The sequence below is a fragment of the Mycobacterium sp. 4D054 genome (assembly GCF_052245755.1).
In the GTDB taxonomy this organism is placed as follows: Bacteria; Actinomycetota; Actinomycetes; order Mycobacteriales; family Mycobacteriaceae; genus Mycobacterium.
The window spans coordinates 1-26,427 of sequence record NZ_JBQQCF010000014.1 but is presented as its reverse complement, the minus strand read 5'-3'; the positions used below and the strand labels follow the sequence as shown (position 1 = coordinate 26,427).

Annotated in this window: 31 protein-coding genes; 13 read left to right on the top strand and 18 right to left on the bottom strand. The window is 70.2% G+C overall.

Annotation, left to right across the window (positions count from 1 at the left end):
• Nucleotides 1-33 precede the first annotated feature (33 nt).
• The 3 genes from menE to ACTWP6_RS12475 all read left to right on the top strand — a co-directional run bounded on the left by menE (nt 34) and on the right by ACTWP6_RS12475 (nt 3,198).
• On the top strand, nt 34-1,113 hold the full coding sequence (gene menE / locus ACTWP6_RS12485; protein ID WP_443187903.1) for an o-succinylbenzoate--CoA ligase: 1,080 nt from the start codon (nt 34-36) through the stop codon (nt 1,111-1,113).
• A 42-nt stretch (nt 1,114-1,155) separates the two neighbouring features.
• Entirely contained in the window at nt 1,156-1,770 is a 615-nt protein-coding gene (locus tag ACTWP6_RS12480) for an MSMEG_1061 family FMN-dependent PPOX-type flavoprotein (protein WP_443187845.1), read from the top strand.
• Between the two features lie 81 nt (nt 1,771-1,851).
• On the top strand, nt 1,852-3,198 hold the full coding sequence (locus ACTWP6_RS12475) for a hypothetical protein (RefSeq protein ID WP_260756914.1): 1,347 nt from the start codon (nt 1,852-1,854) through the stop codon (nt 3,196-3,198).
• Nucleotides 3,199-3,202: 4 nt separating this feature from the next.
• Here ACTWP6_RS12475 and ACTWP6_RS12470 read toward each other — a convergent pair whose 3' ends face one another.
• The 3 genes from ACTWP6_RS12470 to ACTWP6_RS12460 are packed head-to-tail and all read right to left on the bottom strand — an operon-like array spanning nt 3,203 to nt 5,151.
• On the bottom strand, nt 3,203-3,829 hold the full coding sequence (locus ACTWP6_RS12470) for a class I SAM-dependent methyltransferase (RefSeq protein ID WP_260756912.1): 627 nt from the start codon (nt 3,827-3,829) through the stop codon (nt 3,203-3,205).
• Nucleotides 3,830-4,498: a TIGR04282 family arsenosugar biosynthesis glycosyltransferase gene (locus ACTWP6_RS12465; RefSeq protein ID WP_260756911.1), complete on the bottom strand. Its 669-nt coding sequence runs from the start codon at nt 4,496-4,498 to the stop codon at nt 3,830-3,832. It abuts the gene before it with no gap.
• Nucleotides 4,495-5,151: a glycosyltransferase family 2 protein gene (locus ACTWP6_RS12460; protein WP_260756910.1), complete on the bottom strand. Its 657-nt coding sequence runs from the start codon at nt 5,149-5,151 to the stop codon at nt 4,495-4,497. Before ACTWP6_RS12460 ends, ACTWP6_RS12465 begins: the two co-directional genes overlap by 4 nt.
• Before the next feature lie 102 nt (nt 5,152-5,253).
• On the opposite strand from ACTWP6_RS12460, the gene ACTWP6_RS12455 reads away from it, so the two are divergent.
• Complete coding sequence (locus ACTWP6_RS12455) at nt 5,254-5,937, top strand: response regulator transcription factor (protein ID WP_260756908.1); 684 nt, start codon at nt 5,254-5,256, stop codon at nt 5,935-5,937.
• Nucleotides 5,924-6,949 carry a sensor histidine kinase gene (locus ACTWP6_RS12450; protein ID WP_443187844.1) on the top strand — a complete coding sequence of 342 codons (1,026 nt, stop codon included), beginning with the start codon at nt 5,924-5,926 and terminating at the stop codon, nt 6,947-6,949. The genes ACTWP6_RS12455 and ACTWP6_RS12450 overlap by 14 nt, the downstream gene beginning before the upstream one ends.
• Nucleotides 6,950-7,030: 81 nt before the next feature.
• Here ACTWP6_RS12450 and ACTWP6_RS12445 read toward each other — a convergent pair whose 3' ends face one another.
• From ACTWP6_RS12445 to ACTWP6_RS12430, 4 genes are all read right to left on the bottom strand, one after another.
• Nucleotides 7,031-8,161 (bottom strand): NAD(P)H-dependent flavin oxidoreductase, encoded by a 1,131-nt coding sequence (locus ACTWP6_RS12445; protein ID WP_260756906.1) that lies wholly within the window; start codon nt 8,159-8,161, stop codon nt 7,031-7,033.
• 87 nt (nt 8,162-8,248) lie between these two features.
• Nucleotides 8,249-9,295, bottom strand: coding sequence for an NAD-dependent epimerase/dehydratase family protein (locus ACTWP6_RS12440; RefSeq protein ID WP_443187843.1), 1,047 nt, complete (start codon nt 9,293-9,295; stop codon nt 8,249-8,251).
• Nucleotides 9,292-10,068, bottom strand: coding sequence for an S-methyl-5'-thioadenosine phosphorylase (locus ACTWP6_RS12435; protein ID WP_260756902.1), 777 nt, complete (start codon nt 10,066-10,068; stop codon nt 9,292-9,294). Before ACTWP6_RS12435 ends, ACTWP6_RS12440 begins: the two co-directional genes overlap by 4 nt.
• Nucleotides 10,069-10,072: 4 nt before the next feature.
• A complete protein-coding gene (locus ACTWP6_RS12430; protein WP_260756901.1) occupies nt 10,073-10,285 on the bottom strand; it encodes a hypothetical protein in 213 nt (70 codons plus the stop codon).
• Nucleotides 10,286-10,327: 42 nt separating this feature from the next.
• Here ACTWP6_RS12430 and ACTWP6_RS12425 point away from each other — a divergent pair, with 42 nt between their 5' ends.
• The 7 genes from ACTWP6_RS12425 to ACTWP6_RS12395 all read left to right on the top strand — a co-directional run bounded on the left by ACTWP6_RS12425 (nt 10,328) and on the right by ACTWP6_RS12395 (nt 16,179).
• Nucleotides 10,328-11,197 carry a 1,4-dihydroxy-2-naphthoate polyprenyltransferase gene (locus ACTWP6_RS12425; protein ID WP_443187842.1) on the top strand — a complete coding sequence of 290 codons (870 nt, stop codon included), beginning with the start codon at nt 10,328-10,330 and terminating at the stop codon, nt 11,195-11,197.
• 84 nt (nt 11,198-11,281) lie between these two features.
• The gene (locus ACTWP6_RS12420) at nt 11,282-12,271 is read left to right on the top strand and encodes an AAA family ATPase (protein ID WP_260756898.1); all 990 of its coding nucleotides are present in this window, start codon (nt 11,282-11,284) and stop codon (nt 12,269-12,271) included.
• A gap of 13 nt (nt 12,272-12,284) precedes the next feature.
• A complete protein-coding gene (locus ACTWP6_RS12415; protein ID WP_260756897.1) occupies nt 12,285-13,145 on the top strand; it encodes a DUF58 domain-containing protein in 861 nt (286 codons plus the stop codon).
• Nucleotides 13,135-13,608 carry a hypothetical protein gene (locus ACTWP6_RS12410; protein WP_260756896.1) on the top strand — a complete coding sequence of 158 codons (474 nt, stop codon included), beginning with the start codon at nt 13,135-13,137 and terminating at the stop codon, nt 13,606-13,608. The genes ACTWP6_RS12415 and ACTWP6_RS12410 overlap by 11 nt, the downstream gene beginning before the upstream one ends.
• The gene (locus ACTWP6_RS12405) at nt 13,599-14,558 is read left to right on the top strand and encodes a hypothetical protein (RefSeq protein WP_260756895.1); all 960 of its coding nucleotides are present in this window, start codon (nt 13,599-13,601) and stop codon (nt 14,556-14,558) included. Before ACTWP6_RS12410 ends, ACTWP6_RS12405 begins: the two co-directional genes overlap by 10 nt.
• Nucleotides 14,555-15,466, top strand: coding sequence for a VWA domain-containing protein (locus tag ACTWP6_RS12400; RefSeq protein ID WP_443187841.1), 912 nt, complete (start codon nt 14,555-14,557; stop codon nt 15,464-15,466). The genes ACTWP6_RS12405 and ACTWP6_RS12400 overlap by 4 nt, the downstream gene beginning before the upstream one ends.
• A complete protein-coding gene (locus tag ACTWP6_RS12395) occupies nt 15,463-16,179 on the top strand; it encodes a hypothetical protein (protein WP_443187840.1) in 717 nt (238 codons plus the stop codon). Before ACTWP6_RS12400 ends, ACTWP6_RS12395 begins: the two co-directional genes overlap by 4 nt.
• Before the next feature lie 12 nt (nt 16,180-16,191).
• Here the strand turns inward: ACTWP6_RS12395 and ACTWP6_RS12390 are convergent, their stop codons facing one another.
• The gene (locus tag ACTWP6_RS12390; protein ID WP_443187839.1) at nt 16,192-16,569 is read right to left on the bottom strand and encodes an ester cyclase; all 378 of its coding nucleotides are present in this window, start codon (nt 16,567-16,569) and stop codon (nt 16,192-16,194) included.
• Between the two features lie 112 nt (nt 16,570-16,681).
• On the bottom strand, nt 16,682-17,020 hold the full coding sequence (locus ACTWP6_RS12385) for a DUF4229 domain-containing protein (protein ID WP_443187838.1): 339 nt from the start codon (nt 17,018-17,020) through the stop codon (nt 16,682-16,684).
• Nucleotides 17,021-17,069: 49 nt separating this feature from the next.
• On the opposite strand from ACTWP6_RS12385, the gene ACTWP6_RS12380 reads away from it, so the two are divergent.
• Nucleotides 17,070-17,249: a hypothetical protein gene (locus tag ACTWP6_RS12380; RefSeq protein ID WP_260756889.1), complete on the top strand. Its 180-nt coding sequence runs from the start codon at nt 17,070-17,072 to the stop codon at nt 17,247-17,249.
• A 25-nt stretch (nt 17,250-17,274) separates the two neighbouring features.
• Here the strand turns inward: ACTWP6_RS12380 and ACTWP6_RS12375 are convergent, their stop codons facing one another.
• The 9 genes from ACTWP6_RS12375 to ACTWP6_RS12335 form a co-directional block, all read right to left on the bottom strand.
• Nucleotides 17,275-18,327 carry a MinD/ParA family ATP-binding protein gene (locus ACTWP6_RS12375; RefSeq protein ID WP_443187837.1) on the bottom strand — a complete coding sequence of 351 codons (1,053 nt, stop codon included), beginning with the start codon at nt 18,325-18,327 and terminating at the stop codon, nt 17,275-17,277.
• Nucleotides 18,328-18,399: 72 nt separating this feature from the next.
• Nucleotides 18,400-19,374 carry a c-type cytochrome biogenesis protein CcsB gene (gene ccsB / locus ACTWP6_RS12370; protein ID WP_260756887.1) on the bottom strand — a complete coding sequence of 325 codons (975 nt, stop codon included), beginning with the start codon at nt 19,372-19,374 and terminating at the stop codon, nt 18,400-18,402.
• A 28-nt stretch (nt 19,375-19,402) separates the two neighbouring features.
• On the bottom strand, nt 19,403-20,995 hold the full coding sequence (resB, locus tag ACTWP6_RS12365) for a cytochrome c biogenesis protein ResB (RefSeq protein WP_443187836.1): 1,593 nt from the start codon (nt 20,993-20,995) through the stop codon (nt 19,403-19,405).
• The gene (locus tag ACTWP6_RS12360) at nt 20,995-21,783 is read right to left on the bottom strand and encodes a cytochrome c biogenesis CcdA family protein (protein WP_260756885.1); all 789 of its coding nucleotides are present in this window, start codon (nt 21,781-21,783) and stop codon (nt 20,995-20,997) included. The genes resB and ACTWP6_RS12360 overlap by 1 nt, the downstream gene beginning before the upstream one ends.
• Complete coding sequence (locus ACTWP6_RS12355; RefSeq protein WP_443187902.1) at nt 21,780-22,361, bottom strand: TlpA disulfide reductase family protein; 582 nt, start codon at nt 22,359-22,361, stop codon at nt 21,780-21,782. Before ACTWP6_RS12355 ends, ACTWP6_RS12360 begins: the two co-directional genes overlap by 4 nt.
• A gap of 17 nt (nt 22,362-22,378) precedes the next feature.
• Complete coding sequence (locus tag ACTWP6_RS12350; RefSeq protein ID WP_260756883.1) at nt 22,379-22,990, bottom strand: histidine phosphatase family protein; 612 nt, start codon at nt 22,988-22,990, stop codon at nt 22,379-22,381.
• A complete protein-coding gene (gene hemL, locus ACTWP6_RS12345; RefSeq protein ID WP_443187835.1) occupies nt 22,987-24,285 on the bottom strand; it encodes a glutamate-1-semialdehyde 2,1-aminomutase in 1,299 nt (432 codons plus the stop codon). The genes ACTWP6_RS12350 and hemL overlap by 4 nt, the downstream gene beginning before the upstream one ends.
• Nucleotides 24,286-24,337: 52 nt before the next feature.
• Nucleotides 24,338-24,718 (bottom strand): nitroreductase/quinone reductase family protein, encoded by a 381-nt coding sequence (locus ACTWP6_RS12340; protein WP_443187834.1) that lies wholly within the window; start codon nt 24,716-24,718, stop codon nt 24,338-24,340.
• A 54-nt stretch (nt 24,719-24,772) separates the two neighbouring features.
• On the bottom strand, nt 24,773-26,221 hold the full coding sequence (locus ACTWP6_RS12335; protein WP_443187833.1) for a cytosine permease: 1,449 nt from the start codon (nt 26,219-26,221) through the stop codon (nt 24,773-24,775).
• Between the last annotated feature and the right edge of the window lie 206 nt (nt 26,222-26,427).

The window sequence follows — 26,427 nt, the reverse complement described above, 5'->3', positions numbered from 1 at the left end:
GCGGTCGAGTTCGGCGCCGGTGACGAACTCCCGATCGTCCGCGACGTCCTGGACGGCCGCGCCTGCGTCCTGCCGGTTCCGGCTGACGACGCCCGTCAGGCCGGGGTGCTCGCCGCCGCGCTGCGTGCCGGCGAGGCCATCGACGATGCCGTCGGGGTGGTGCTGTCCACCTCGGGCACTACCGGAACCCCGAAGGGCGCGATGTTGACGGTGCGGGCGCTGACGGCGAGCGCCGAGTCGACGCACGCCCGGCTCGGCGGGCCGGGACGCTGGCTGTTGGCGCTGCCCGGCTACCACGTGGCCGGGTTCCAGGTGCTGGTGCGCAGCGTGCTGGCCGGCACCACGCCGGTGGCGGTCGCCCCGTCGTTCACGGCAGCGGACCTGGTGGCGGCGATCGAGGCGATGGGTACCGGGCGGCGCTACACCTCGATGGTGGCCAACCAGTTGGACAAGGCGCTGCGCGACCCGGACGCCGCGCGGGCCCTGGGCGGCCTGGACGCCGTGCTGATCGGTGGCGGCCCGATGCCGCGCGGGGTGGCTGAAAAAGCTGCGGCGGCAGGGGTTTCGGTGGTCCGCACGTATGGCATGAGTGAGACATCCGGGGGCTGTGTGTACGACGGGACGCCGCTCGACGGCGTCACGGTGCGGGTGGACGACGACGGCCGGATCCGGTTGGGCGGGCCGACCGTCGCCGCCGGCTACCGCAACCCCGTGACCCCGGACCCGTTTGCCGAGCCCGGCTGGTTCCTCACCGACGATCTTGGCGCAGTGGATGATTCAGGGGTGCTTCGGGTACTGGGAAGGGTGGACGACGCGATCAGCACCGGCGGGTTGAAGGTGCTGCCCGGTGTCGTCGAATCGGCTCTGTCGAGTCACCCCGCGGTGGCCGAGTGCGCGGTCTTCGGTGTCGCCGACGAACGCCTGGGACAGCGTGTCGTCGCCGCGGTCGTCACTGCGGCGGGCACGTCGGTCACGTTGGAGCAGTTGCGGTCTCACGTCGCGGCCACCTTGCCGTCGACGGCGGCGCCGCGGCAGCTTCACATCGTCGACGCCTTGCCGCTGCGCGGCATCGGCAAGGTGGACCGCCGCCAACTCGTCAGGCGGTTCGGGTGAGGTGCGGCCCACATCCGCGCCCGGACCCCGCACAATGAAGACATGAGCCGTGAGGTCACCTCGGTCGAGGAACTGCGTGAGATCGTCGGGCATCCCAACGCCGCGGTGGCGAACAAGGTCCGCGACCGCCTGTCACCGGCCGTGCAGGACTGGCTGTCGCATTCCCCGCTGGGGTTCGTCGCGACGACGGATGCACACGGCCGGATCGACGTCTCCCCGAAGGGTGACCCGGCCGGTTTTGTACACATCGTCGACGAGCGCACCATCGCGATCCCCGAACGCCCCGGCAACAAGCGCGTGGACGGTTATCTGAACGTGCTCGAACGTCCCCGGGTCGGCACGCTCTTCGTGATCCCGGGCCGCGGGGACACGCTGCGGATCAACGGCAGTGCCCGCATCCTGGCCGACGCCGACTACTTCGACGCGATGACGGTGCGCGGCAAGAGGCCGATCCTGGCGTTGGAGATCGCCGTCGAAGAGGTGTTCTTCCACTGCGCGAAGGCGTTTCTACGATCGGGGGCGTGGCAGCCGGAGAGCTGGAATCCGACCGCGGTGCCGAGCGCGGCGGAGCTGGCCGCAGCGGTGTACGCCGGCGCCGACCTCGACGAGATGCGCCGGCGTCTCGACGAGGACAACATGCGCGAGGTGCTCTATTGACGGGCGGCGCGAGCGTGCGCGAACTCGCGACATCTGACGGCGTGGCGGCCTCTGACACGCACGCTCGCGCAGTATGGGGGGATGCGTAGGGAGGTCGGTGCGGCGGCTGCCGGTCTGGTGCTGGTGGTCGCCGCGTTCGTCGTCCCCCATCTCGACCTGGGTGTCGTCACCCCACTGATCAACGCCACCCCTGCGCGGATCCGCAGTTTCGCCGACACCGCGCCGATCTTCGGCTGGTGGAACGCCCACGTCGGGCCGGGCACGATACCGGCGGTCGCGATCGCGTCCGCCGCCGTGCTGTGGGGGCCGACCGTCGCCCAGCGGCTGCCGTGGCGGTGGCTGCCGTGGACGACCTGGGCGGTGTCGTGCGTATGGGCGTTCAGCCTGGCGTTGGTGGACGGCTGGCAGAGGGGCTTCGCGGGCCGACTGACAGCACGCCACGAATATCTGCGGCAGGTGCCGACCGTCGACGACATCCCCGAGGCGGTGCGCAGCTTCTCCGACAGAATCCTTGACTATCAACCGGATTCGTGGATCACCCACGTTTCCGGGCACCCTCCGGGCGCTTTGCTGACCTTCGTCTGGCTCGACCGCGTCGGACTGGGCGGCGGCGCCTGGGCGGCTACGCTGTGCGTTCTGGTCGGATCGAGCATCGCGGCCGCGATCATCGTGGCCGTGCGCGCCCTGGCCGACGAGGACACCGCACGCGCCGCCGCGTCCTTCGTGGCGGTGGCACCGACCGCGATCTGGATCGCGGTGTCCGCAGACGGCTACTTCGCCGGTGTCGCGGCGTGGGGCATCACGCTGCTGACACTCGCCGTGACGCGATCGGCACGACTGCCCGTGCTGGTGGCGGTGGGCTCCGGGCTGCTGTTGGGATGGGCGGTCTTCCTCAACTACGGCCTGGTGTTGATGGCCCTGCCCGCGGTGGCCGTACTGCTCGGTGCCGCGAACTGGCGGGCGGCTCTGGGCGCTGCGATCCCCGCGGTGGCCGCCGCGCTGGTCGTCGTCGTGGCGTTCGCCCTCGCCGGGTTCTGGTGGTTCGACGGCTACCTACTGGTGCAGGAACGCTATTGGCAGGGCATCGCCAACGATCGGCCGTTCCAGTACTGGGGCTGGGCGAATCTCGCCTCGGTGGTGTGCGCCATCGGCCTGGGCAGTGTGGCCGGCCTGAGCAGAGTGTTCGACATCGCCGCCCTCAAACGCCGCTCGGGCCTGCACCTTCTGATACTCGGCGCGCTGCTCGCGATCGCGTTCGCCGACCTGTCGCGGCTCAGCAAGGCCGAGACCGAACGGATCTGGCTGCCGTTCACGGTGTGGCTGGTGGCCGCCACCGCCTTGCTGCCGCGGCGTTCGGCGCGGTGGTGGCTGGCACTCAACGTGACCGGCGCGCTGGCCGTCAACCACCTGATCCTGACCAACTGGTAGCCGCTCACGCGATCAGCTGCGCGACGACCCGAGGGCCGATCCGGTGTATGCCGGCGACGGCGAACCCCGCCTCGGCCGCCAGCGACCCGACGCAGTCGACGCCCACCGAGGCCCAGCGGAACCATGGTCCGACAGCACGGACAGACTCGAGGCGAATCCATCCGATATCGATCCCCGTTGTGGCGCTATCGAATTCAGCGAGACATCGTCCGCCCCGGCAAAGTAGCTCCGCCGCTCGGGAGAGGATCCGGTGCGGGTCTGCACCCAGGCCCACGTTGCCGTCGGCGAGAAGCACCGTGTGCCAGCGCCCGGTGGCCGGCAGCCGCCCGAAAACGTCGCGGCGCAAGACCGGAGCGCCGCTGTCCCTGGCCAGCTTCACCGCCGTCGTCGACAGATCCACTCCCAGCGCGGGCAGTCCGCGCCGCACCAGCGTCGCGACCAGACGACCCGGGCCGCAGCCCAGATCGAGAGTCGGCCCCTGGCACAAGTCGAGCACCGCATCGTCGAATGCCGCGTCGGCGCCGGGCCCACCGAGCCAGCTGCGCACGGGCAGTCGTTCGACGCGGCCGTCGTCGCGGCGAACCCAGCAGTGCTCACCGCCGAGCGCGCGGTCGTAGAGTTGCCCGAACATTCAGCCCTCCCGAGCCGTGACCGTCGCGGTGACCCGGCGGAACCGCGAGGTCGGTGGGCAGACGTCCCGGACCGCGTCGATGTCGTCGATGGTGTCGACGTCGGTGAGCTCGTCCCCGAGTGCCACCTGTAATCCTCTGCGCCGCAAGGCCTCCAGGGTGCGCCGACCGGTGTCGGGTACCGACATCGGCACGTCGCGCAGGCACCCGGCACTGCCGGCGTCGCGCACGCCGAGCACCCACCAACCGCCGTCACGGGCCATGCCGAGGACCGCGTCGCGACCTGCCAGCAGGTCCGCGCACCCGGCGAGCAGATCCGGGCTCACCTGCGGCGTGTCCATCCCGATCTGCAGCACCGGCAGTCCCCCGGCGCCGGCATCGGCGTGTGCGTTGGCCAGCCTCTCGGCAAAGCCGGCGCCGCGCTGCGGGATCACCGCGAAATCGGCGAGCCGACAGCGGATCTCGTCGGTACAGCGCGCGTCGCGCAAATGACCTGTCAACGCCACCACCCGCGCCTGCACCGGACAGGCTGCCACCGCGTCGAGCGTGTCCAGCAGCGCAGCCGCGGCGATGTCGGCGGCAGCGCCGTCACCGACCGCGGCGGCCAGCCTCGTCTTCGCCAGCCCGGGCACCGGCGCCTTGGCGACCACCAGAACGCTGACCGGGATCATGACATCGCCCGCCAGAAGTCCCAGGCCGCGACCGCCGAGCCCCGCACCGATCCGCTGACCTTCGACGTGCCACCGGTGCGGGGTCCGTAGGCGACGTCACGCTCGGTGACCGACCAGCCCGCGGCGGCCGCGCGCACGAGCAGCTCGAGCGGATATCCCGAGCGCCGATCGGTCACCCCCAGCGACAGCAGGCCATCCCGCCAAGCCACCCGCATCGGGGCGATGTCGTGCACCGCCAGCCCGTGACGGTGCCGCAATCGCCAGCACACCGCGTCCGTGCCGAGGCGCGCATGCCACGGCCAGATCAGGCCCGGGACCGGGCGGCGCCTGCCGGTCGCCAGGTCGGCGCCCCGAACGAGGTCGGCGACCAGGGCGGGCAATTCACGGGGATCCAGAGACCCGTCGGCGTCGAGCACAGCCACGATCGGGGTCGCCGACGCGACCACCCCGGCGTGCACCGCCGAGCCGTACCCCGGCCGGGGTTCGGTGACGACGTCGGCGCCGTGCCGGCGCGCCACCTCGGCGGTGCCGTCGGTGCTGGCGTTGTCGACCACCAGCGGCGCATAGCCGTCCGGTATCGCCTCGAGGACGCCGGGCAGTGAGGCCGCCTCATCGCGACAAGGCAGCACCACCGTGACGGCGCATTCTGGCACTTCCTCCACGCTAGGCCGGCAGCGATGGCCGCGCGAGGGGCAACCCTGACGAAATGGTGACAGCACCGCAGGTCGGGACGTCTGCGCGCTACCCTCGGTGTGGTGACCCGGGTGCTCATCGCCGACGACGACGACGTCGTTCGCGACGTCGTACGCCGCTACCTGGAGCGTGACGGCCTTGAGGTGTTCACCGCCCACGACGGCACCGAGGCGCTACGGCTCCTCGGATCGCGGCGCATCGACGTCGCCGTGCTGGACGTGATGATGCCGGGCCCCGACGGTATGACTTTGTGCCGCACGCTGCGTCATCGCGGCGAGCATTCCGTGCCGGTGATCCTGCTGACCGCCCTCGGCGAGGAGGAAGACCGCATCGCCGGGCTGGAAGCCGGCGCGGACGACTATCTGACCAAGCCGTTCAGTCCGCGGGAGCTGGTGTTGCGGGTCAAATCGGTGCTACGCCGCGCGCCGGTCGCCGGCGGCGCCCCTCCCGTCGACCTCGTGTCCGGCGATCTGACGGTGACGACGGCGTCGCGCACCGTGACCGTCGCGGGCACACCCGTCAGCCTCACCAACCGTGAATTCGATCTGCTGCTGTTCTTCCTGACCCACACCGACGCTGTCTTTACCCGCGAGGACCTGCTCAAACAGGTCTGGCACTGGGATTTCGGCGATTTGTCGACGGTCACGGTCCACGTCAAGCGACTGCGCTCCAAGCTGGGCGACCGGCACCGGGTGCAGACCGTCTGGGGTCGCGGCTACATGTGGACCTCCGGTGCCGACGGCTGACTTCTGGGAAATCGTCGGATGGGCGCTGGCGTGCTCGGTGCCCGTCGTGCTCGTCGGGGCAGCGGTGATCCGGCTGGCCCGGTCGTGGTCGTTGGCGGTGAGCATGGTGGCGCTGGTGCTGATCCCGGTGCTCGCCACGCTGGCCGGGGTGCTGGGCGCCAGCGGATTCATGATCACCCAGACGTTCGAGCGCACGGCCGCCGTGTTGGTGGTGGTGTCGGTGGTGACCATCCCGGCGGCGATCATGCTGGGCCGGTTCCAGGCCCGGCGCACGGTGTGGGAGGCCGAGATCCGCGACTCAGAGCGCGCCGCCGAACAGTCGCGGCGACGGCTGATCGCGTTCGTCAGCCATGACCTGCGGACCCCGCTGGCCGGGATCCGCGCACTGTCCGAAGCGATCGCCGACGGGGTGGTCCCTGAGGACGAGGTCCAGGTGCACGCCAAACACATTGAGCACGAGTCGATTCGGCTTTCAGAGATGGTCGACGACCTGTTCGAGATGTCGAAGATCAACGCCGGTGCACTGACGCCGTCATTCGACCGGGTGGCGCTCGACGAAGTCGTCGACGACGTATTGGCCGCGCACCGGATCGCCGCCGAACGTGCCGGGGTTCGGCTGGTGGCGAACATCCCCGAGCAACCGGTGCGGACAGTCGGCAGCGACCGCGCGCTCGTGCGGGTGCTGTCCAATCTGGTGGCCAATGCGATCGCGCACACGCCGTCGGGGGGAACGGTCGAGCTGGCCCTGGGCACCGACGGGGACAGCGCCTGGGCCCGAGTCGACGACACCGGCGTGGGCATCGACGAGGCGGACCTGCCGCGGGTGTTCGACGTCGCCTACCGGGGTTCCAACAGCCGTGTGCCGCGCAGTGATTCGTCGCTGCCGAGCGGTTCGGGGCTCGGGCTCGCGATCGCGGCCGGGCTCGTGCAGGCCCACCATGGCGCGCTCACCGCGCACAATCTGCCGACGGGCGCCCGCTTTGAGGTGCGCCTGCCCTTGGCCGCCGACTAGCCTTTCGGGCTTTCGCGAGACCGCCACCACGGTAGCGAAGCGGCCTCGGCAACTACCGTGGTGGCGCTTTCGCGAGGTGGCTCAGCCGGGCAGGGAGTTGTTCAGGCGTTCGGCGGCGGCCAGGTAGTCCTCGATGAACTCGCGTACCACCTCGCGGGCCGGCTTGACCTTGTTCATCAGGCCGACACCCTGGCCGACGAAATACGTCGCGAGCGCCTGCGCGCCCTGGTGTCCCTGCGAGGCCAGCACGTCGATGCGGCGGATTACCGGCTCGCACAGCATCGACTGCAGCGGCAGCCCCAGTGGCTGGTGCCCGTCCCTGGCCGGCGCCCAGGCATCGGTCCAGTCGGAGACCAGCTGCCGCGACGGCTTGCCCGTGCGGCCCGCCGACCGCACGGTGTCGCGCGACGTCGCGGCCAGCATCTTGGCCACTGTGTGCGGCGCCGTCTCGGCTTCCTCGGTGGTCAACCACACCGAGCCTGTCCACGCGCCGGATGCGCCCATCGCCACCATGCCCGCCATCTGGCGGCCGGTGACGATGCCGCCCGCCGCCAGCACCGGGATGGAAACGCCCAGCGCCGCCAGTCCTTCCAACACCTCGGGCACCACGACCAGCGTGCTGACCTCGCCGCAGTGCCCACCGGCCTCGGTGCCCTGCGCGACGATCAGATCCACCCCGGCGGCGGCCTGCTTGACCGCGTGCTCCTTCGCCCCGACCAGCGCCGCGACCGGAATCCCCCGCTCCTTGCCTGCCTCGATCATGTAATCGGGCGGCACGCCCAGAGCGTTGGCGATCAGCTTGACCGGGTGGGTCAGCGCGACGTCGAGCAGTTCACGGCCGGTGTTCCCCGACAGTGACGAGCCGCCGAGGCGCCGGTTCGGTTCGGGTTCGATGTCGTGGGCGCGCAGCAGGTCGTCGACGAAGTCGCGGTAACTCTGCGGGATCCGATCGGCGAGGTCTGCGCTGGAAAGCTTCTCCCCTTTGCCCTCGAACTTGGCCGGCACGATCAGATCGACGCCGTAGGGCTTACCGCCCACCGCGTCATCGATCCACGCCAACTCCTGGTCCAGTTGCGAGGGGCTGTACGCCGTTGCGCCGAGCACACCGAAACCGCCGGCATTGGTCACCGCGGCGACCACGTCTCGGCAGTGGCTGAAAGCGAAGAGCGGAAAGTCGATACCGAACTGTTCACACAGCGCTGTGGACGTCATCGGCCCAGTATGGCTTGACGACCGACGAGCGCTTGCGCGCGGAGCGACATTGACGACGAGCGCTTGCGCGCGGAGCGCCTACCGGTGTCACGATGCCGGTGCGGGTCCCCGCAACGGCGCCGTCGCGAACTCGCGCAACCCGTCGGCCGGGTCGACGACCGCGCGAAAGCCGAGGACCTCCGCGGCTTTGGCCGGGTCGGCGACGATGTGGCGGACGTCGCCGCTGCGGTACTGACCGGTGACCACGGGCGCGACGTCCCCGCGCGTCTCGCACAGTGTGGTGGCGAGGCCGAGAATCGAGACCGGTGTGCCCGAGCACACATTGACGGCCTGGAATCCGTCGAGGCCCCGTTCCACCGCCGCCACGTTCGCCGCGGCGACGTCGTCGACGTGGACGAAGTCGCGCATCTGCCCGCCATCCTCGAAAACCCTTGGTGCATCTCCTAATTCGAGAGCAGATCGGAAGATTGCCGCGACGCCGGAGTACGGGGTGTCGCGCGGCATGCCGGGCCCGTAGACGTTGTGATAGCGCAGCGCCGCCACCGATCCGCCCGTCGCCTCGCTCCAGGCCAGCGCGTAGTGCTCCTGGGCCACCTTGCTGGCCGCGTACAGACTGCGCGGCCGCAGCGGCGCGTCCTCGCCGACCAGGGCCCAGTCGACCCGCTCGCCGCCGATCGGGCAGCGGTGGTCGAACACGCCGCTGTCGAGGTCCTCACGTTGGCGCGGCACCGGGTCGACTTCCCCGTGGGCCGGGCAGACGTAGCGGCCCTGGCCGTAGACCACCATCGACGACGCCAGCACCAGCCGCCGGCAACCGGCGGCGAACATCTCCGCGAGCAGCACCGCGGTCGCGAAGTCGTTGTGGGCCGCGTAGGACGGGGCGTCGGCGGCATCCACCCCGGCGCCGACCACCGCCGCCTGGTGACAGACCACCTCGGTTCCCGCGACCACCTCGGCGACGGCGTCCGCGTCGCGCACGTCGACGCGGCGCACGTCGGCGGGCGGGGCGGCATCGTGGCCGTGCGCGGCGGGCAGCATCGCGTCGACGGCGACGACGTCGTGCCCTGCAACGGCCAACCGCTCTCGGATACGGGTGCCGATGAAGCCGGCCGCACCGGTGAGCAGCACCCTCATGGCAGGTCGAACGGGAGCTGCACGCCCTCGTGAGCCAGGCAGTGGGTACATGTGCGCTCGGCGTCGACCTGGTCGATGGCCTCGTGCACCAACTGCTTGAAGGGCACCATGTTGCGTTCGAACTCCGCGAACACGTCCACCGCCTTGACCCCCTGCCCGCTCTCGATCCCCGCATCCAGATCGGTGACCAGAGCGATTGCGGCGTAACACATCTCCAACTCGCGGGCCAGCACGGCCTCGGGGTAGCCGGTCATGTTGACCAGCCGGAAGCCCTGGTCGGCGAACCACCGGCTCTCGGCGCGCGTCGAGAACCGCGGGCCCTGGATCACCACCATCGCGCCGCCGTCGACGACCCCCGGCAGAGGTGTCACCGCGGCGCGCAGCGTCGGGCAGTACGGGTCGGCGAACCCGACGTGGATGCCGCCGGAGTCGAAGTACGTGTCGGGCCGGCCCGTTGTCCGGTCGACGAGCTGATCGGGCACCACCATCGCCCCCGGGCCGAGCTGCGGGTCGAGGCTGCCGACCGCACACGGCGCGAAGATGCGCCGCACCCCGAGCGCGCGCAACGCCCACATGTTGGCCCGGTACGGCACCGTATGCGGCGAGAACTCGTGGCGCACACCGTGTCTGGGCAGAAAGGCCACCTCGTGGCCGCCGACGGTTCCTACGGTGATCGCCGCGCTGGGCGCGCCGTAGGGCGTGTCCAGGTCGACGGCACGCGCGTCAGGTCCGAAGAACGAGTAGAAGCCGCTGCCTCCGATGACTCCCAGCACCGGGTTACGCGTCGTCCTCGTCCTGCTGCGACGCGGCGCGGCGGGCGCCGTCGCGGATCTCGAAAACGTCGGTGGCGAAACCGCCGATCGTATTCGCGACGTCCTTGACCGCCGTGGTGATGATCGAGGTGACCTCACCGACAGCCGACGCGCCGGCCGCGACGATCTCCTGGACCGCGTCCTTGCCGATCTCGGTCTTGCTCAGTCGCTCGTCCATGCGCCCAGTCTGCCACGGTCGGCACCTGCAAGACTGACCGTCGTGGCCAATTTCGCCCAGTGGGTCGAGGGGGCGCGTCCCCGCACGCTGCCCAACGCCGTCGCGCCCGTCATCGCCGGCACCGGCGCCGCCGCGTGGCTGGACGCCGCGTCGTGGTGGAAGGCGTTGCTCGCGTTGATCGTCGCGCTCGGCATGGTCATCGGCGTGAACTATGCCAACGACTACTCCGACGGGATCCGCGGCACCGATGACGTGCGGGCCGGGCCGCTGCGGCTGGTCGGTTCGAAGCTCGCGGCGCCCAGGTCGGTGCTGACGGCCGCGGTGGTGAGCCTGGCGGTCGGTGCGCTGGCCGGTCTGGTGCTGGCGTGGTTCTCGGCGCCGTGGTTGATCGCGGTCGGTGCGGTGTGCATCGCCGGGGCCTGGCTCTACACCGGCGGCTCCAAGCCCTACGGCTATTCCGGGCTCGGCGAGGTCGCGGTGTTCGTGTTCTTCGGGCTGGTCGCGGTGCTGGGCACCCAATACACGCAAGCGCTGCGCGTCGACTGGGTCGGGGTGACGCTCGCGGTCGCGACGGGCTGCCTGTCCTCGGCGGTGCTGGTGGCCAACAACCTGCGCGACATCCCGACCGATGCCCAGACCGGCAAGATCACGCTGGCCGTGCGGCTCGGCGACGCCAAGACGCGGGTGCTGTTCCAGGCGCTACTGGCGGTGCCGTTCGTGCTGACGCTGGTGCTGATCGCGGCCACCCCGTGGTGCGCGGCCGGGCTGGTGGCGCTGCCACTGGCGGTGCGCGCCGCCAAACCCGTGCGCGCCGGCTCCGGAGGGAAGGACCTGATCCCGGTCCTCAAGGACACCGGCCTGACGATGCTGGTGTGGGCGGTCGCGGTGACACTCGCGCTGGTCCTCGGGTAGCGAAGCCGGCGCGCTGGGGCACCCTGAGCGTCGGTTTGCGCGTCGGATTCGCGTGGTACAAGCAGCGGGATGAATGCTGCGCCGATGCCCCGCGAGTCCGCCGACGATGTCGACGAGGCGCGGGGGGTTCTCTCCGCGCTCGCCGACGCGTTCTCGGCCAAGGTGGTCGGGCAGGAACACCTGCGCGAGACGTTGCTGATCGGGCTGCTGACCGGCGGGCACATCCTGCTGGAAAGCGTGCCGGGGCTGGCCAAGACCACCGCCGCGCGCGTCATCGCCGAGGCGATCGACGGGCAGTTCCGCCGTATCCAGTGCACCCCTGACCTGCTGCCCAGCGACATCGTCGGCACTCAGGTCTACGACGCGGCCACCACCTCGTTCGTCACCCAGCTGGGACCGGTGCACGCCAACGTGGTGCTGCTCGACGAGATCAACCGCTCCAGCGCCAAGACCCAGAGCGCGATGCTGGAGGCGATGGAGGAACGCCAGACCACGATCGCCGGTGTCGTGTACCCGATCCCCGAACCGTTCCTGGTGATCGCGACGCAGAACCCGGTCGACCAGGAGGGCACCTATGCGCTGTCGGAAGCGCAGACCGACCGGTTCCTGCTCAAGGAGATCGTGCGCTACCCGTCCCCCGAGCAGGAGGTGGAAGTCCTCACCCGCCTGGACGCGGGCCTGTTCGACAGGGAGCACCCCAGCACACCGGTCGCGTCGCTGGCCGACATCCGCCGGCTGCAGCGGGTCACGCGCGAGGTGTACATGAGCAGGGACCTGATGCTCTACGCCAGCCGCCTGGTCGGGGTGACCCGAGAACCCGGCCACTACCTACCCGGCCAGATCGCCCGGCTCATCGAGTACGGCGCCAGCCCCCGCGCCACCATCGCGCTGTGCACGTCGGCCAGGGCGCTGGCGCTGCTGTCGGGCCGCAACCACGTCATCCCGGGCGACATCGCCGATCTCGCCCACCGCGTGCTGCAGCACCGCCTCATCCTGGGGTTCGAGGCGGCCAGTGCCGGCGTCACCCCCGACGTGGTGATCGACGCCGTGCTGCGTGCGGTCCGGGTGCCCTGAGCGGCGGCTCCCGATGGGTAAGCTTCTCAACCGGGCCCGAGCCCAGTTCGGCGCCGACACCCGTGGCCTCCTGCAGGGCGGTCGTCACGCGCTACTGCACACCCGCACACTGGAATTCGACGAACTGCGACCCTACGTACCCGGAGACGACGTCCGCGACATCGACTGGAAGGCATCGGCGCGCTCCGGCGCGGTGCTGATCAAGCGCTTCGTGTCGGAGAAGCACCACAAGATCCTCCTGGTCGCCGACGCGGGCCGCAACATGCACGCTCTCGCGCCGGGGAGAGAACTCAAATGGACTGTGGCGCTGAATGTCCTGGGCGCGTTGGGGATGATCACGCTGGGCCGGGCCGACGAGATCGGGATGGTCTACGGAGATGCCCGCGGCAGCATCCGCGTGCGCCAGCGGCGCGGCGAGAACCACATCGAGAGCATGCTGCAGAACTACCAGGACCACACGGCGCGGCCTGGCCCCAGTGACATCGTGTGCCAGTTGACCTATGTGGCAACGCATTACCGCCATCCGATGTTGGTCGTCGTGGTCTCTGACGAACCGGAGCCCGACGACCGGCTCGGCGACGTGCTGGACCGGCTGACCGGGCGGCACGACCTGATGTGGGCGATGGTCGCCGACCTGCCCGCGGTGGACGCCGAGGACGGCGGCTACGACGTCGCGACGGGCCGCCCGGTGCTCGGCTCCGCCGCGGTGGATCCGCGCGTCGTCACCGCGTACCGCCGCGCCGAGGAGCGGCGAGTCCAGCACCTCGCCGAGTTCATGGCTGCCCGCGCCGTCTCTTATGCGACGATCCCGGGCAGTCGCCAGATCCGCCGGGGTATCACCGAGATGACCAGGGTGTGGTCGCGTGCCGGATGACCTGTTGGAATTCGTCAGCGGGCCGCCCCCCTTCTCGATTCTGTGGCTGTGGCTCGGACTTGTCTTGCTGCTTCTCGTCTTTGGCTGGTACACAGCGGTTTTGATTGCGACGATGCCGTCACAGAGCCTGCGGGGCATCCCCGGGGTGCGTGCGCTGCACGCCAGGGTGCTGCGGCAGCGCTTCGCGCACTCAGCGCGGGCGGTCACCCGGCGCCACCGGGCAGGTGAGCTCTCGACCGAGCAGGCAGGCGCGGCGCTGAGCCGCACGCTGCGCAGTTTCCTGCACCAGGCGACCGGCGTTCCGGCACAGTTCATGCAGCTGCGCGCGGTGGCTGCCGGTGATCTCGCCGCCGCGGCCCCCGTGCTGGAAGCGCTGGGCGAGGCGCAGTTCGACAAGGCGTCGACCGCGGACGTGGGCCGGCTCGGGGAACAGACCGAAGAGCTGATCCGATCGTGGAGCTGACATGGTGGCCGGTGGTGGCCTTCGGGTTCGGCGCCCTGCTGCTGGCCGCCGCTCTGACGGTGCTGGTGCCGGTCCGCCGCGGCCGCGAACGGCAACTGCCGCTGGCCCACACCGCACGGCTGACCGAGCTGCCCGAGTACCGCGCCGTGGTGCGACGGCAGACCCGCGCCGCGACGCTCGCGCTCACGCTCCTCGTCCTGCTGTTCGCGACGACCGTTCTGGCCACGGCCCGTCCGACCGGAACCTTCTGGAATGCGGAGGCTTCGGAACCGCGCGACGACATCATGCTGTGCGCGGGGGCCCCCGCCACCGACGAGGCCACGGCGGGGTTCCTCGACTACTTCGCCCGGCAGGCCACCGGATACGGGTCCGAGCGCATCGGCGCCACGTCGGTGAACCGGCGCCTGGTGCCGCTGACCCGGGACCACCAGTTCGCCGCGGGGCGGCTGGCTGAGTTCTCGCGCGGCGGCCCGGCGGCGCCGCGGTTCGCGGTGCCGGTGGAGTACGACGACTACGCTCCCACAGTCGCCGACGTGCTCGCCCTGTGCCTGACCGGATTCCCGGACTTCCAGCAGCCCGGTGACACCCGGCGGTCGCTGATCTACCTCGGGCCCGGTTCGCTGCGGGCACCCGGTGACGACCGGCCGTCGCTGTTCACCGACGCCCAGGTCACCGACATGGCACGGCGGGCCGGCGTGCAGATCAATGCGATCGCGACCCCGGGCCGCGACACGTCCGCGCTGAGTGCGGCGGCAGCGGCGACCGGAGGGCAGTTCTTCCGGTTCGACGCCGAGGCCGTCGACGGTCAGCTCGACGCGATCCGTGCGGCCCCGCCCGCCGGGCCTCCCGGCGGTGTCGACGCCCGGGTGGACTCCCCTGTCGTCGTCCTGGTGATCGCGCTGGGACTCTCGGCACTGCTGGGTGTGGCGTTGTTGGCGGTGCGGCGATGACGTTCGATCCGGTGCTGCCCCCGCTGGTGTTGGCCGCCGCCGCGGCGGCGCTGATCGTGCTGCGGCTGCTCGGTGTCCGGGCCGCCGCGGGCGCGGGAGGCCGCGCGGTCCTGCGGTGGTCGACCACGACGGTGGCGATGCTGCTGCTGCTACTGGCCGCCGCGCGACCGGTCAGCGCAGCGACCGCCGACACCGACACCGGGCATCCGCGGCCGGGCGGGGCCAACGTCTTCCTCGTGGTCGACCGGTCGGCGGACTCGGCGACCGTCGGCACCCCGCGGATGTCGGCGATGCGCGACGACATCGAGCGACTCGTCGACGCGCATCCCGGTGCCCGGTTCGCGCTGATCACGTTCGCCTCGCGGCCCGCCGTCGAGTGGCCGCTGTCTGACGACACCTGGAGTCTGCAACCCGTCGTCGAGACGCTCACCCCGATTCCCGGCCCGAGCGCGGCCGACACAGAGGTCAACGCCGCGGCGGCCGCGAACGTGCTGCGCTACCAGCTGATCGCGGCGGGCCAGCAGTATCCGTCCGCGGAGAACCTCGTCTACTACCTTGGCTCCGGGGCACCGGAATCGACGGCGCCCCAGGGCACGTTCGACACCCCCGCGGTCGACGGCGGAGCCGTGCTCGGCTACGGGACCGGACGCGGCGAGGCCACGCTGCGTGACATCGCCGGCCGGTTGGGGGTGTCTTACGTCCAGCGTGGCGGCGGGGACCCGCTGCCCGCGGCCGTCGCGCCGACGGACTCCGCGGCGGCGCCGTCCGAGGCCGCCGACAGTCCCGGACGGGTCGAGTACTACTGGGTGCTCACCCTGCTGGCCGGCCTGCTCCTGCTCGCGGAGATCTTCCTGACCGCCCGGGACCTGCTGCGCGCCAGGGCCACGCGCCGGGAGGTACTGCAGTGACGCGCACGCCGGCCCGGATTCGCCTGCGGAGACGCCTGCTGCTGGCGTCGGCGCCTATCGCGCTGGCCGCGATCGTCGTCGCCGTGAAGTTGATCTCGGTGGTGGTGGTCGGCGGTTCGGCGCAACAGCACTACGCGAGCGGGGACATCGGCGCGCTGCGCCAGGACGTGTCGCTGCTGCGGGTGTTCGACGTCGTCGAACCCGGCACCACCGCGTTCGCCGCCGGCGGGCTCGCGGTGCTCGAAGACCGGCTCGACGTCGCGGACACCGAGTTCTCCGCGGCGCTGGCGCGCACCGAGCCGGGCCGATCGTGCGCGGTGCGAGTGAACCTCGCGTTGGTGCGCGAACGGCAGGGCGACATCGACGCGTGGGAGGCGCGCTCGGAGGTGGCGCGGCAGCGGTATACCAGCGCGCTGACTGTGATCGCGGACGCGCCTGCAAACTGCTTCGACGGCAACGACGACCCCGATCGGGAGCGCCGCGCCATCCGCGAGGACGCCGACGAGCGGATCACCGCCAAGATCGAGGCTCTCGGCTCGGTGGCACCCCTCGCACCACCGGTGCCGCCTCCCGCTGCCGTCACCGTCGCCCCACCCGCGCCGCCGATCACGGCGCCCGACGTGGCCGGTCCGACGGGAGAACGTCGCCTCGACCGTGGCGGCGATCCGCTCGAAGCCCTGCGGCAACTGCTGCGCGACGCCGCTACCCAGTGACCGTCAGGCCCGTCAGGCCCGCGAGGTGCCGTTCCAGTACTCGACGATCCTGCCGTTGGCCACCCGCAGCAGGTCGTTGCCGGTGAAACGCGCCGGTCCGTCCCGCCCCGAACCGGTGGCGATCCACCGCGCCGCGACCAGGTCGCCGTCGGTGATCGGACCGACCTCCACCACGAACAGCAGTTCTTTGAGCGCGGCGCGGGTCTCGTCGACCACGGCCTGCAGTTCGTCCGGCCCGTAAACGTCCCTGGTCGGCCAATGGCCCACGAAGTCCGGTGACACCAGCTCCGCGGCGATGCTCTCGCCGGCCCACAGCTCCCGGATCCACCGCTGGTACAACCGCTGTCCGACCATGACCTTGGGGCTACTGATACCTCTGTGGCTCGTCATGCCCCCAGGACGGGTCATGACCTGCGGATTGTTCATGACATTTCTGTTACCCGCGTTCGGGCACAGCTAAGCCCACGAATTCACCGTGACGTTACGTTCTCGACGCGCAGCGTCAGGTGTCGGTCTTGCCGTCGCGACCGGCGGGCCGGCCATCGGCACCTCCGCGCAGCCGCGACTGCAGCTGCTCCCTGTCACGGCGCCGCTGTTCGTCCCACACCGCGATGCTCTCGTTGGCACGCCGCCTCAGCGGCGTGAACACCCAGATTCCCACCGGCAACCCGATCACGATCGCGAACAACAGCGCGACCACGACGGGGAATTCACGGATGCCGGCCAGGTGCCCGACACCGAGAATGGCCGCCGTCAGCGCGACGACGAGCACCAGCCGTGCGGCGGTGTAAGCCAGCACATCAACAATGAGCCGCGAGGTCGGGCGTGGGTCCTTCGACACGAAAGCGAGCCTACCGACGGCGCGTATATTGACAGGAAGGAGGTTTTGAGTGGCGTATTTGCTCCTGATGCTCGTTTTGGCCGCACTGGTCTACGTGGGCTGGCGGGTGAGCCGGATGAACGCGAACCGACCGCGGCACCGGGTGATCGGACCGGACGACGATCCGGAATTCCTGCGACGGATCAATCCGCGCGACGACCAGCCGCGTCCCGACCAGCCCCGGCCTTGACACTGATCGACGTTCGGCCCGACCGCTAACCCACCGGGTCGGCGCGCCGCGCCCGCGGGAAGCCCTCGGCGACCACTGCGGCCAACTCCAGCAACGATTCCCGGGTGTCCCCGCGCAGCCGCTCCAGGCTGATCTCGGCGCCCTCCTCCAGATGCGGGTCGAACGGCACCTGACACACCGCGCGGCACCGCCGGGCGAAATGATCCACGACCTTGTTCAGGTCCACCTTCGAGGCGCCACGCTTCGACCCGCGCCGCACGCCGTTGATGACGGCGATCGAGTTGCGCACCATGTCCTCGTGGCCATGTGCGTCCAGCCAGTCCAGCGTCGCGGATGCGCTACGTGCCCCGTCGACCGAACCGGAGCTGATCACCACCAGCACGTCGGCCTTCTCGATGACCCCTGACATCGCCGAGTGCAGCATGCCGATGCCGCAGTCGGTCAGCACCACGCTGTAGAAGCGCTCGAGCACGTCGACCGCGCGGCAGTAGTCGGCGGCGCTGAACGCCTCCGACACCGCAGGATCGCTCTCCGAGGCCAGGACTTCCAATCGGCTCGGCCCCTGCGAGGTGTAATGCCGCACGTCGCTGTAGGAGGCGATCCCTTCGGCGTCGCGCAACAGATGGCGCACGGTGGCCGAGGTCTCGACCGGCACCTTCTGGCTCAGGGTGCCGCGATCGGGGTTGGCGTCCACCGCGATCACCCGGTCGCCGCGGGTGGTGGCGAACGTCGCACCGAGCGTTGCGGTGATCGTGGTCTTGCCGACACCACCCTTCTGCGACAGCATCGCGATGCGGTAGCAGCCCCGCAGCGGCTGTTGCACCTGCGCGACAAGGGTGTTGCGGCGCAGCACTTTCGGGTTCTCCCCGACGTCGATCAGCTTGCCCGAGCCCCAGTACAGCCACTTGCGCCAGCCCGACGACGGGCCGCGGTTCGCGTGGCCCAGCAGCGCGACGGTCGACAGATCCAGATACGGCGCCGGGTCGGCGGCGACAACCGGCGGCGGGTCGGCGGCGACGACCGGCGGCGTCCCCTCGGGCGGGGTGGGCGCCGTCCATTCGGCGGGAACTGGCGCCATGGGATCGGAAAACCGTTGCTGTGCCCGAAAACTCCCCGGCGCGTCCACCAACAGTCAGTACCCTCTCCCGGCTCAGCCGACGCCCGCATACGAGTGCAGGCCCACCGTCACCAGATTGATGAAGAACAGGTTGAACACCATCGCGACGAACCCGACGATGTTGATCCAGGCTGCTTTTCTGTCCCGCCAACCGGCGGTCGAGCGGGCGTGCAGATAGGCCGCGTAGACGACCCACGCGATGAACGACACCGTCTCCTTGGGATCCCAGCCCCAATAGCGGCCCCACGCCTCCTCGGCCCAGATCGCCCCGAAGATCACCCCGAACCCGAACACCGGGAAGGCGAAGATCGTGGTCCGGTAGGCGATCCGGTCCAATGTCTGGGCGTCCGGCAGCTTGGCCACGATCCGCCCGATCGCATCGGCGCGGTCGGGGTCGCCCAGCCGCGACATCTTCAGCAGGAACAGGATGCTGGCCACGCCGGCCACCAGGAACACCCCGGAACCCAGGCTGACCACGGACACGTGGATCGGCAGCCAGTAGGACTGCAGCGCAGGCATCACCGGTGCCGCGTGCGAGTACAGCCACTTGCCGGACACGGTCAGCAGGATGAGCACCGGGACGAGCACGAACACCCACAGCGAGCGGTATTGCGGGCGGCGCAGCACCCAGGCCGCGGCCACCAGACCGCAGAAGCTGGTCAGGTTGATGAACTCGTACATGTTGCCCCACGGCACCCGTGAGGTGGACAGTCCGCGCAGCACGATGCAGGCCAGCAGCAGCGCGATCCCGACGTAGACCAGCGCCACCCCGGAGGTGCCCAGCCGCTCGTCGAACGGACGCCGCGGCGCGTCGATGACGACGCCGGGGGCCGCGCTGTCGCGGCCCACGCCTCCGGCGGTGACCAGCTCGCGACTCTCGGCCTTGCGGCTGCGGCTGTAGGACAGCTCCACGGCGAGCAGGAGCAGCGCCGCGAGCAACACCAGCACCGAGGACGTGAACGCCCAATCGGAGTACCGGGCCAGCCCGATGTCGATGCTCGTACTCACAGCCGCCTCATTCGCTCGCGAGCTTCACTCATGCGCGCTCCGCCTTCTCTTCCCGTGCCGGCGCGGTAGTCCCGGTGCCCTCCACGGCAGTGAGAACCCGCGCCGTCAGCCGTTCGAACTCGTCGCCCCACCCGGAGTTGTCGGTGCGGGCCAGGCCGCCCAGCTCGACGTTCACCGTACCCGCCGGTCCGTCGGTGATCCGCACCCAGACGCGGCGCCGGCGTATGACCAGCGAGACCAGCAGCCCGCCCATCATCGTCATCGAGAACACCAGCACCCAGATCTGGGCGGGGTCGTGGGAGACCTGCAGGTTGACGAACGGGACCGCGCCGTCGAAGCGGATCACGGTGCCGTCTTCCAGGCGGGTGTCCTCGCCGGCCTTGAGGTTGACGCGCGCCATCTTCGTCAGCCGGCCCTGGCCGATCATCCGCTCGTCCAGGGTGAACAGCGACTGGGGCCGGCCGGTGTCCAGACCCGTGTCGCCCTTGTAGATGTCGATGGCGACAGCCGGGTCGTTCATCTCGGGGAAGCGGGATGACAGCAGGGTGCCGTCGAGTTGCGCGGTCGGCGCGAACAGCCCCTGGATCGCGATCTGGCTGCGGCGGCGCTGCAGTTCGTCGGCGTAGGTGCCGCCGGGCGGATCGAAACGCATCGCCCCCGACGACAGGAACGTGATCTGGTCCTCCGGGCGCCACTGCAGAGTCTGCGTGCGGCTCTGCCCGTCCGGGAAGGTCACGGTGAACGTCGGCGCGTAGCCGTGGCCCTGCAGATAGACGCGGTCACCGCCGACCCGGAGCGGCTCGTTGACCTTCAGCAGGTACGGCCGCCAGGTTCCGGTGTCCAGATCGTCGCCGGCCTGGTATTCGATGTTGGCCTGGAAGCCGACTGCCTGCCCGTTCTCCAGGTAGGTGGCCTCGAAGTCATTGACCCGCACGCACATCGGGTACAGCGAGGTGCCGTCGACGGTGTTGCCCGCGCGGAAGGAGTCGAACGCGGCCGGGGATGCCGAGCAGAAGCCGGGGCCGCCGTTGGCGACGACGATGACGTTGCCCTCGTAGCTGAACATCTTTCCAGCGGCGATCGCGACGAGCAGGCCCAGCAGCGAGAAGTGGAAGACGATGTTGCCGAACTCGCGCAGGTAGCCCTTCTCGGCGGAGACCTCTGTCGCGTCGCCGTCGCGACGGGTGGTGCGGCGCCAGCCGCGCAGCGCGCCGTCCACGGCGGCCGCCGCGGCTTCGGCGTCGGCGGCGGGGACCTCCGCGCTGTGGTGCTTGGGTAGTCGGCCGAGGTTGCGCGGCGCCGCCACCGGGGTGGCGCGCAGGCTGCGGACGTGCTCGACCATGCGGGGGGTCAGACAACCCACCAGCGAGACGAACAGCAGCACGTAGATCGCGGTGAACCAGAAGCTGGAGAATACATCGAAGGCCTGCAGCCGGTCCAGCAACGGGCCCAGGGTCGGGCGTTCGGCGATGTACTCGGCGACCTTGGCCTCGTTGAGGTTGCGCTGCGGCAGCAGCGCGCCGGGGATCGCCGCGAGAGCGAGCAGGAACAGCAGCACCAGCGCGGTGCCCATCGACGTCAGGGTCCGCCAGGTGTTGCGGATCAGGGCCAGGAGTCGCATCAGATCGGCAGCCTGACGTCGCTGACGAACGCGTCGCGCACCCAGGACACGAACTCGTTCCACAAACCGGTGACCAGTGCGGTGCCGACCAGGATCATCAGCACCCCGCCGAGCACCTGGATGGTGCGGGTGTGCCGGCGCAGCCAGCCCAGCCCCGCCACCGCGCGCTCCGACCCGAAGGCCAGCAGCACGAACGGAATTCCCAGCCCCAGGCAGTACGCCACAACGAGCACCACCCCACGCGCGACGTTGCTGCCCTCGGTCGCCGACGCCACCGCGATCACACCGGTCAGCGTCGGGCCCAGGCACGGGGTCCAGCCGAGTGCGAACACCGCGCCGAGCAGCGGCGCCCCGCCGAGCGTGGAGATCTGGCGCGGCGTGATCCGCGTGTCACGCTGCAGCACCGGCACCAGGCCGATGAACACCAGACCCATCAGAATCGTGACCACCCCGCCGAGGCGTTGCAGCAGAAGCTGATTGGTGATCAACGTCGTCGTCATCCCGAGCACGGCGACCGTGCCGAGCAGGAACACCACCGTGAATCCCGCCACGAACAGTCCCGCCGCGCCGGCGACCCGCAACCGCGCGCCCTGGATCGTCGTCTGGCCGGCGGCTCCGCCCGGTCGGTCATCGACCCCGACCACCGCCGCGAGGTAGGACAGGTAGCCGGGCACCAGCGGGATCACACACGGCGAGGCGAACGACACCAGGCCGGCCAGCGCGGCCAGTCCCATGGCCAGCAGCAGCGGGCCGCTGGTGGTCAACTGATCGATCTGGTCCAGGTTCATCGTTCCGCCGCCAACCGCTCGACGATGGGCTGCAGGTCCTCGGCGAGCAACTCGCGAAGAAACACCGCCGCCACCCGGTGCTCCCGGTCCAGCACCACCGTCGACGGGATCACCGTGGTGGGATAGCGCCCGCCGAACGCGATCATCGTGCGCATCGGCGGGTCGTAGATCGACGGGAAGGTCACCCCGCGGTCGATGATGAAATCCCGTGGGGCGTCGACGTTGTTGTCGCGCACGTCGATACCGAGGAATGCCACCCCCTGGTCCCGGGTGGCCTCATACACCTTCTGCAGCTGGGTGATCTCGGTGCGGCATGGGCCGCACCACTGTCCCCACACGTTGATCACCACCACCTTGCCCGCGAAATCGTCCAGCGAGATGGTCTTGTCGGGATCCATCAGATCTGGACCGGACAGCGGTCCCGGCGTGCCGCGGTCGCCGGGCGGGTCGTAGAAGATGTCGGTCTGACCGCCCGGGGCGACGAATTCGAAGCTGCCGCCCTGGGCGACGGCATCACTGCCGGTGGCGCATCCGGCGAGCACAGCGGTCGCCGCGCACGCTGCGAACAGCGCACGCATCAGGGCCACCACCCGGTTCACCGCCCGGCCAACTCCGCATACCCCCAGCCGACACAGGTGGCGCCGTGAAAATAGAACGACGTGACCGACGCCAGGTTGCACATCCGCCGGGTCGGGAAATGGTGCAGCGGACGGTCGGTCATCGCGCGGCGCAGCGTCTCGACGGGAAGCTGATGGCTCACGCACACCGCCTCGTGGCCGTCGGCGGCCTCCCTGGCCCGGAACACCGCGCGCTTCATCCGAGTGGCGATCTCGGTGTAGGGCTCCCCCCAGGACGGCAGGCGCGGGTTGCGCAGGTGCCACCAGTTACGCGGATCGCGCAGTGCCCCGTCGCCAGGGGAAACTCGCTGCCCCTGGAAGACATTCGTCGACTCGATCAACTCCTCGTCGGTGTTGATCTGCAGTTCGTGGCGGGCGGCGATGGGTGCGGCGGTCTCCTGCGCGCGTTCCAGCGGAGACGCCACGACGTGGGTGATGTCACGGGAGGCCAACCAGTCCGCGACCGCGTTCGCCTGCGCCCGGCCCCGGTCGGACAGGTGATAGTCGGGCAGCCGGCCGTAAAGGATCTTTTCGGGGTTGTGCACCTCGCCGTGGCGCATCACATGCACCACCGTGTGATTGGTCGTCATGCGGTGGCCTGCGCGGCCGCACGCGCCGCACCCGGCAGGGCGGCGACGATCTTGTCGAATGCGTCGTCGTCGAGAGCCGTTGAAACGAACCAGGTTTCGTATGCACTCGGCGGCGGGTAGACGCCCGCGTCGAGGAGGCCGTGGAAGAACGCCGGGAAGCGCCACGTTTCGGTGGCCCGTGCGGCGGCGAAGTCGGTCACCGGCTCGGCGCCGAAGAACACGCTGAACATGTTGCCCGCCCGCGGGATCTGGTGCGCCACACCGGCTTTGGTGAGCGCATCACCGATCAGGCCGACCAGCCGGTCGGCGTTGGCGTCCAGCGCGGCGTAGGCGGCGTCGTCGGCAGCGCGCAGTGTGGCCAGCCCGGCAGCCATCGCAACCGGGTTACCGGACAGCGTGCCCGCCTGGTACACCGGGCCCAACGGGGCCAGCCGGTTCATCACCTCGGCGCGGCCACCGAACGCCGCGGCCGGCAGCCCGCCGCTCATCACCTTGCCGAAGGTGAACAGGTCGGCGTCCACCGGATCGACGCCGTACCAGCCGGCACGGCTCACCCGGAAGCCCGTCATCACCTCGTCGACGATGAGCAGCGCGCCGTGGGCGGCGGTGATGCGGCGCAGTTCGGCGTTGAACCCGGGCAGCGGCGGCACGGTGCCCATGTTGCCGGGGCTGGCCTCGGTGATCACGCAGGCGATCTCGGCGCCGAAGCGGGCGAACACCTCCTCGACCGCGGGCGCGTTGTTGTACGGCAGCACGATGGTGTCGGCGGCTGCCGCGCCCGTCACCCCTGGAGACGACGGCAGGCCCAGGGTGGCGACCCCCGATCCGGCGTCGGCGAGCAGGGCGTCGCTGTGGCCGTGATAACAGCCGGAGAACTTCACGATCTTGGCGCGGCCGGTGAAGCCGCGGGCCAGCCGGATCGCGCTCATGGTGGCCTCGGTGCCGGAGTTGACCAGCCGGAGCAGTTCGACCGGATCCACGCGGTCGATGATCTCGCGGGCCAGTTCGGACTCCGACGGGGTCGGGGCGCCGAACGACAGCCCGTCGGCGGCTACCCGCTGCACCGCCTCGACGACGGCAGGGTGGGCGTGGCCGAGGATCATCGGGCCCCATGAACACACCAGGTCCACGTAGCGGTTGCCGTCGGCGTCGGTCAGCCAGCACCCCTTGGCCGAGGTGATGAAGCGCGGCGTGCCGCCGACGGAGCTGAAGGCCCGCACCGGCGAGTTGACCCCGCCGGGGATCACCGAGGACGCGTCGGCGAACAACTTCCCGGACAGGTCGGTACTGCTCATGCCGACCAGTGTCCCAGCCGGGCCGAAATCGTCCAACTACAGGGTGTAGTGGTCATCCCGCCGGGGTGAGGGCGAACACAGGATGGTCGGCGTCTGCGGGCAGGCGCCGCCAGTAGCCCTGCACGGCCTTACCCGCCTGCGGGCGATAGACCGCCAGGATGGGCGCCCGCTGCTCCACCGGGATCTCGGTGGCCAGAAACGCCGCACCATCCAGCGTCACCTGCGGATTCGCCCGGACGTTCTTCACCCAGTCCGACTCACCCCGCGTGGATACCAGGTACTTGACGCCGCCGACCTCGGGCACCACCACCGGGATGCGGTGGGGCCGGCCACTACGCCGCCCGGTCACCGTCAGCGTCTGCCCCACCCCGAAGGCCATCGCGAAGCGGTTGAAGATGCGCCTCGTGAACCAGGGAGGCTTCAAGTAAGCCACGACACACGAGTCTGCTCGTCGATGCACATGCGCCGCAATGGCCGATGGCTCAGTTCAGCCAACGGTTACCCGCGCCCGACGGGCCCGCGGGATCTCCAGCGCGGCGTACAACGTCCCGGCGGCCAGACCGCCGGCGAGCCAGGACAGGTCCACACCGCCCAGCGCGGTGGCGATCGGGCCCTGCATCACCGGCACCATCCCGTACATGAACAGCCAGGTGAAGACGATGCCGACCGCGAGGGAGATCAGCGCGCTGGGACGCACGACAGGCAACGCGGATTCCCCCGGCGGCGCGAGCAGCGCCTCGGCGTCGACCTGCCGGCGGGCCACCGCGAACCAGTGCACCAGCATCACCGCCGCCCACGGGGCGAGCCAGCCGACGATCCCGACGAGCCAGGCGTCGATGGTGTGCGCGAAGTCCCCGTTGAGCACGAAATACACCACACACGCCATGGCGACCACGCCGATCACGACGTTGAGCACCCGGCGGTTGACCCGGATGTCGAGCGCCTGCGTGGAGACCGCGCAGGTGTAGATGTTGAGAATGTTGGTGGCCAGCGGGCCGTGCACCACCAGCAGCAGCACCGGGATCGCCAGCACGCCGTAGGCGTCGACGATGATCTCGCCCGGGTCCGACGACGTGCTCAGGGTCGCCAGGGTGGCGCCCAGCGCGCCCAGCCACACCACCGGGATGAACTGGCCCAGCGCGCTCGCGGCGAAGAGCTTGCGGGCCGGCACCGACGTCGACACGAACCGCGAGTAGTCGGCGGCATAGCCCAACCAGGTGATGCCCCACCCGATTCCGATCGCGGTCATGACGGCGGTGATCGCGGCGAAATGCTCGGCCGGCGTCAGCGCGGCATCGCCGGCGTAGCCCCAGTCGACGTCGAGACCGAGCCAGGCCACCCCCGTCATGGCGACCAGCACAGCGACCGTCGGCGGCACCGTCCAGCGCTCGAACGCCGCGATCACCCGGTAGCCGAACCACGCGATGACCACCTGGATGCTCATGATGACGCCGGCCACGATGATGCGTGCGGCGTTGTTGCTCAGACCGGGATCGACCAGGCCGATGCGACCGAGCAGCGCCATCACCAGATCGAGCACGATCCAGGTGTTCACGGCACACCACCCGATACAGACCAGCGCCTGCACGGCGGCGGGGACGTAGGCACCCCGGCGGCCGAATACCGCGCGCGCCAGCACCATTCCGGTGACGCCGGTGCGCTGTCCGATCACGACGAAGATCCCGAACAGCGACATGCCGATCGCGTTGCCGACCGCCAGCACCAGGATCGTCTCGACCAGCCCGAGACCCATCGTCACGCCGAGCGCGCCGAGGATCCAGTTGATCGGGGCGATATTGGCCCCCGCCCAGATCCAGAACTGGCCGCGCAGGTCGGTGGTCTTCGCCGATTCCGGGATGACGGTCAGCTCGGCTTCCAGGTCGTGCTGCCCGTGTGGCGGACCCGGCGGCGCGGGCGCGGTGTCGACTGAGGTCATGGCGACTTCCTGATTCATCGGAGGGGTCGAGTCGCGCCACGCTGCGCCGGTGGATTCATCCTGAGCTCACTTCGATATCGGTCAAGTCCAGGGGCGTGGTGTACGACGCCTGTCGTGTGATTCTTCGAGTTAATGGTTCAGGCGGTCAGTGCCGCGGGGGTGGCCTCCTGTTCGGTCGGGGTGTCGTTGACGGCGCGTGATTTGCT

Excerpts from the sequence above, each read along its gene's own strand:
- ACTWP6_RS12440 (WP_443187843.1), bottom strand. The coding sequence starts at position 9,295 with ATGAGGGTGCTGCTCACCGGTGCGGCCGGCTTCATCGGCACCCGTATC.
- ACTWP6_RS12470 (WP_260756912.1), bottom strand. The coding sequence starts at position 3,829 with ATGTTCGGGCAACTCTACGACCGCGCGCTCGGCGGTGAGCACTGCTGG.
- ACTWP6_RS12400 (WP_443187841.1), top strand. The coding sequence starts at position 14,555 with ATGACGTTCGATCCGGTGCTGCCCCCGCTGGTGTTGGCCGCCGCCGCG.
- ACTWP6_RS12480 (WP_443187845.1), top strand. The coding sequence starts at position 1,156 with ATGAGCCGTGAGGTCACCTCGGTCGAGGAACTGCGTGAGATCGTCGGG.
- ACTWP6_RS12335 (WP_443187833.1), bottom strand. The coding sequence starts at position 26,221 with ATGACCTCAGTCGACACCGCGCCCGCGCCGCCGGGTCCGCCACACGGG.
- ACTWP6_RS12375 (WP_443187837.1), bottom strand. The coding sequence starts at position 18,327 with ATGGCGCCAGTTCCCGCCGAATGGACGGCGCCCACCCCGCCCGAGGGG.
- ACTWP6_RS12415 (WP_260756897.1), top strand. The coding sequence starts at position 12,285 with ATGGGTAAGCTTCTCAACCGGGCCCGAGCCCAGTTCGGCGCCGACACC.
- ACTWP6_RS12475 (WP_260756914.1), top strand. The coding sequence starts at position 1,852 with ATGCGTAGGGAGGTCGGTGCGGCGGCTGCCGGTCTGGTGCTGGTGGTC.
- ACTWP6_RS12465 (WP_260756911.1), bottom strand. The coding sequence starts at position 4,498 with ATGATCCCGGTCAGCGTTCTGGTGGTCGCCAAGGCGCCGGTGCCCGGG.
- ACTWP6_RS12350 (WP_260756883.1), bottom strand. The coding sequence starts at position 22,990 with ATGACGACCAATCACACGGTGGTGCATGTGATGCGCCACGGCGAGGTG.
- ACTWP6_RS12430 (WP_260756901.1), bottom strand. The coding sequence starts at position 10,285 with ATGGACGAGCGACTGAGCAAGACCGAGATCGGCAAGGACGCGGTCCAG.
- resB (WP_443187836.1), bottom strand. The coding sequence starts at position 20,995 with ATGCGACTCCTGGCCCTGATCCGCAACACCTGGCGGACCCTGACGTCG.
- hemL (WP_443187835.1), bottom strand. The coding sequence starts at position 24,285 with ATGAGCAGTACCGACCTGTCCGGGAAGTTGTTCGCCGACGCGTCCTCG.
- ACTWP6_RS12390 (WP_443187839.1), bottom strand. The coding sequence starts at position 16,569 with ATGACGAGCCACAGAGGTATCAGTAGCCCCAAGGTCATGGTCGGACAG.
- ACTWP6_RS12420 (WP_260756898.1), top strand. The coding sequence starts at position 11,282 with ATGCCCCGCGAGTCCGCCGACGATGTCGACGAGGCGCGGGGGGTTCTC.
- ACTWP6_RS12355 (WP_443187902.1), bottom strand. The coding sequence starts at position 22,361 with ATGCGTGCGCTGTTCGCAGCGTGCGCGGCGACCGCTGTGCTCGCCGGA.
- ACTWP6_RS12360 (WP_260756885.1), bottom strand. The coding sequence starts at position 21,783 with ATGAACCTGGACCAGATCGATCAGTTGACCACCAGCGGCCCGCTGCTG.
- ACTWP6_RS12445 (WP_260756906.1), bottom strand. The coding sequence starts at position 8,161 with ATGACGTCCACAGCGCTGTGTGAACAGTTCGGTATCGACTTTCCGCTC.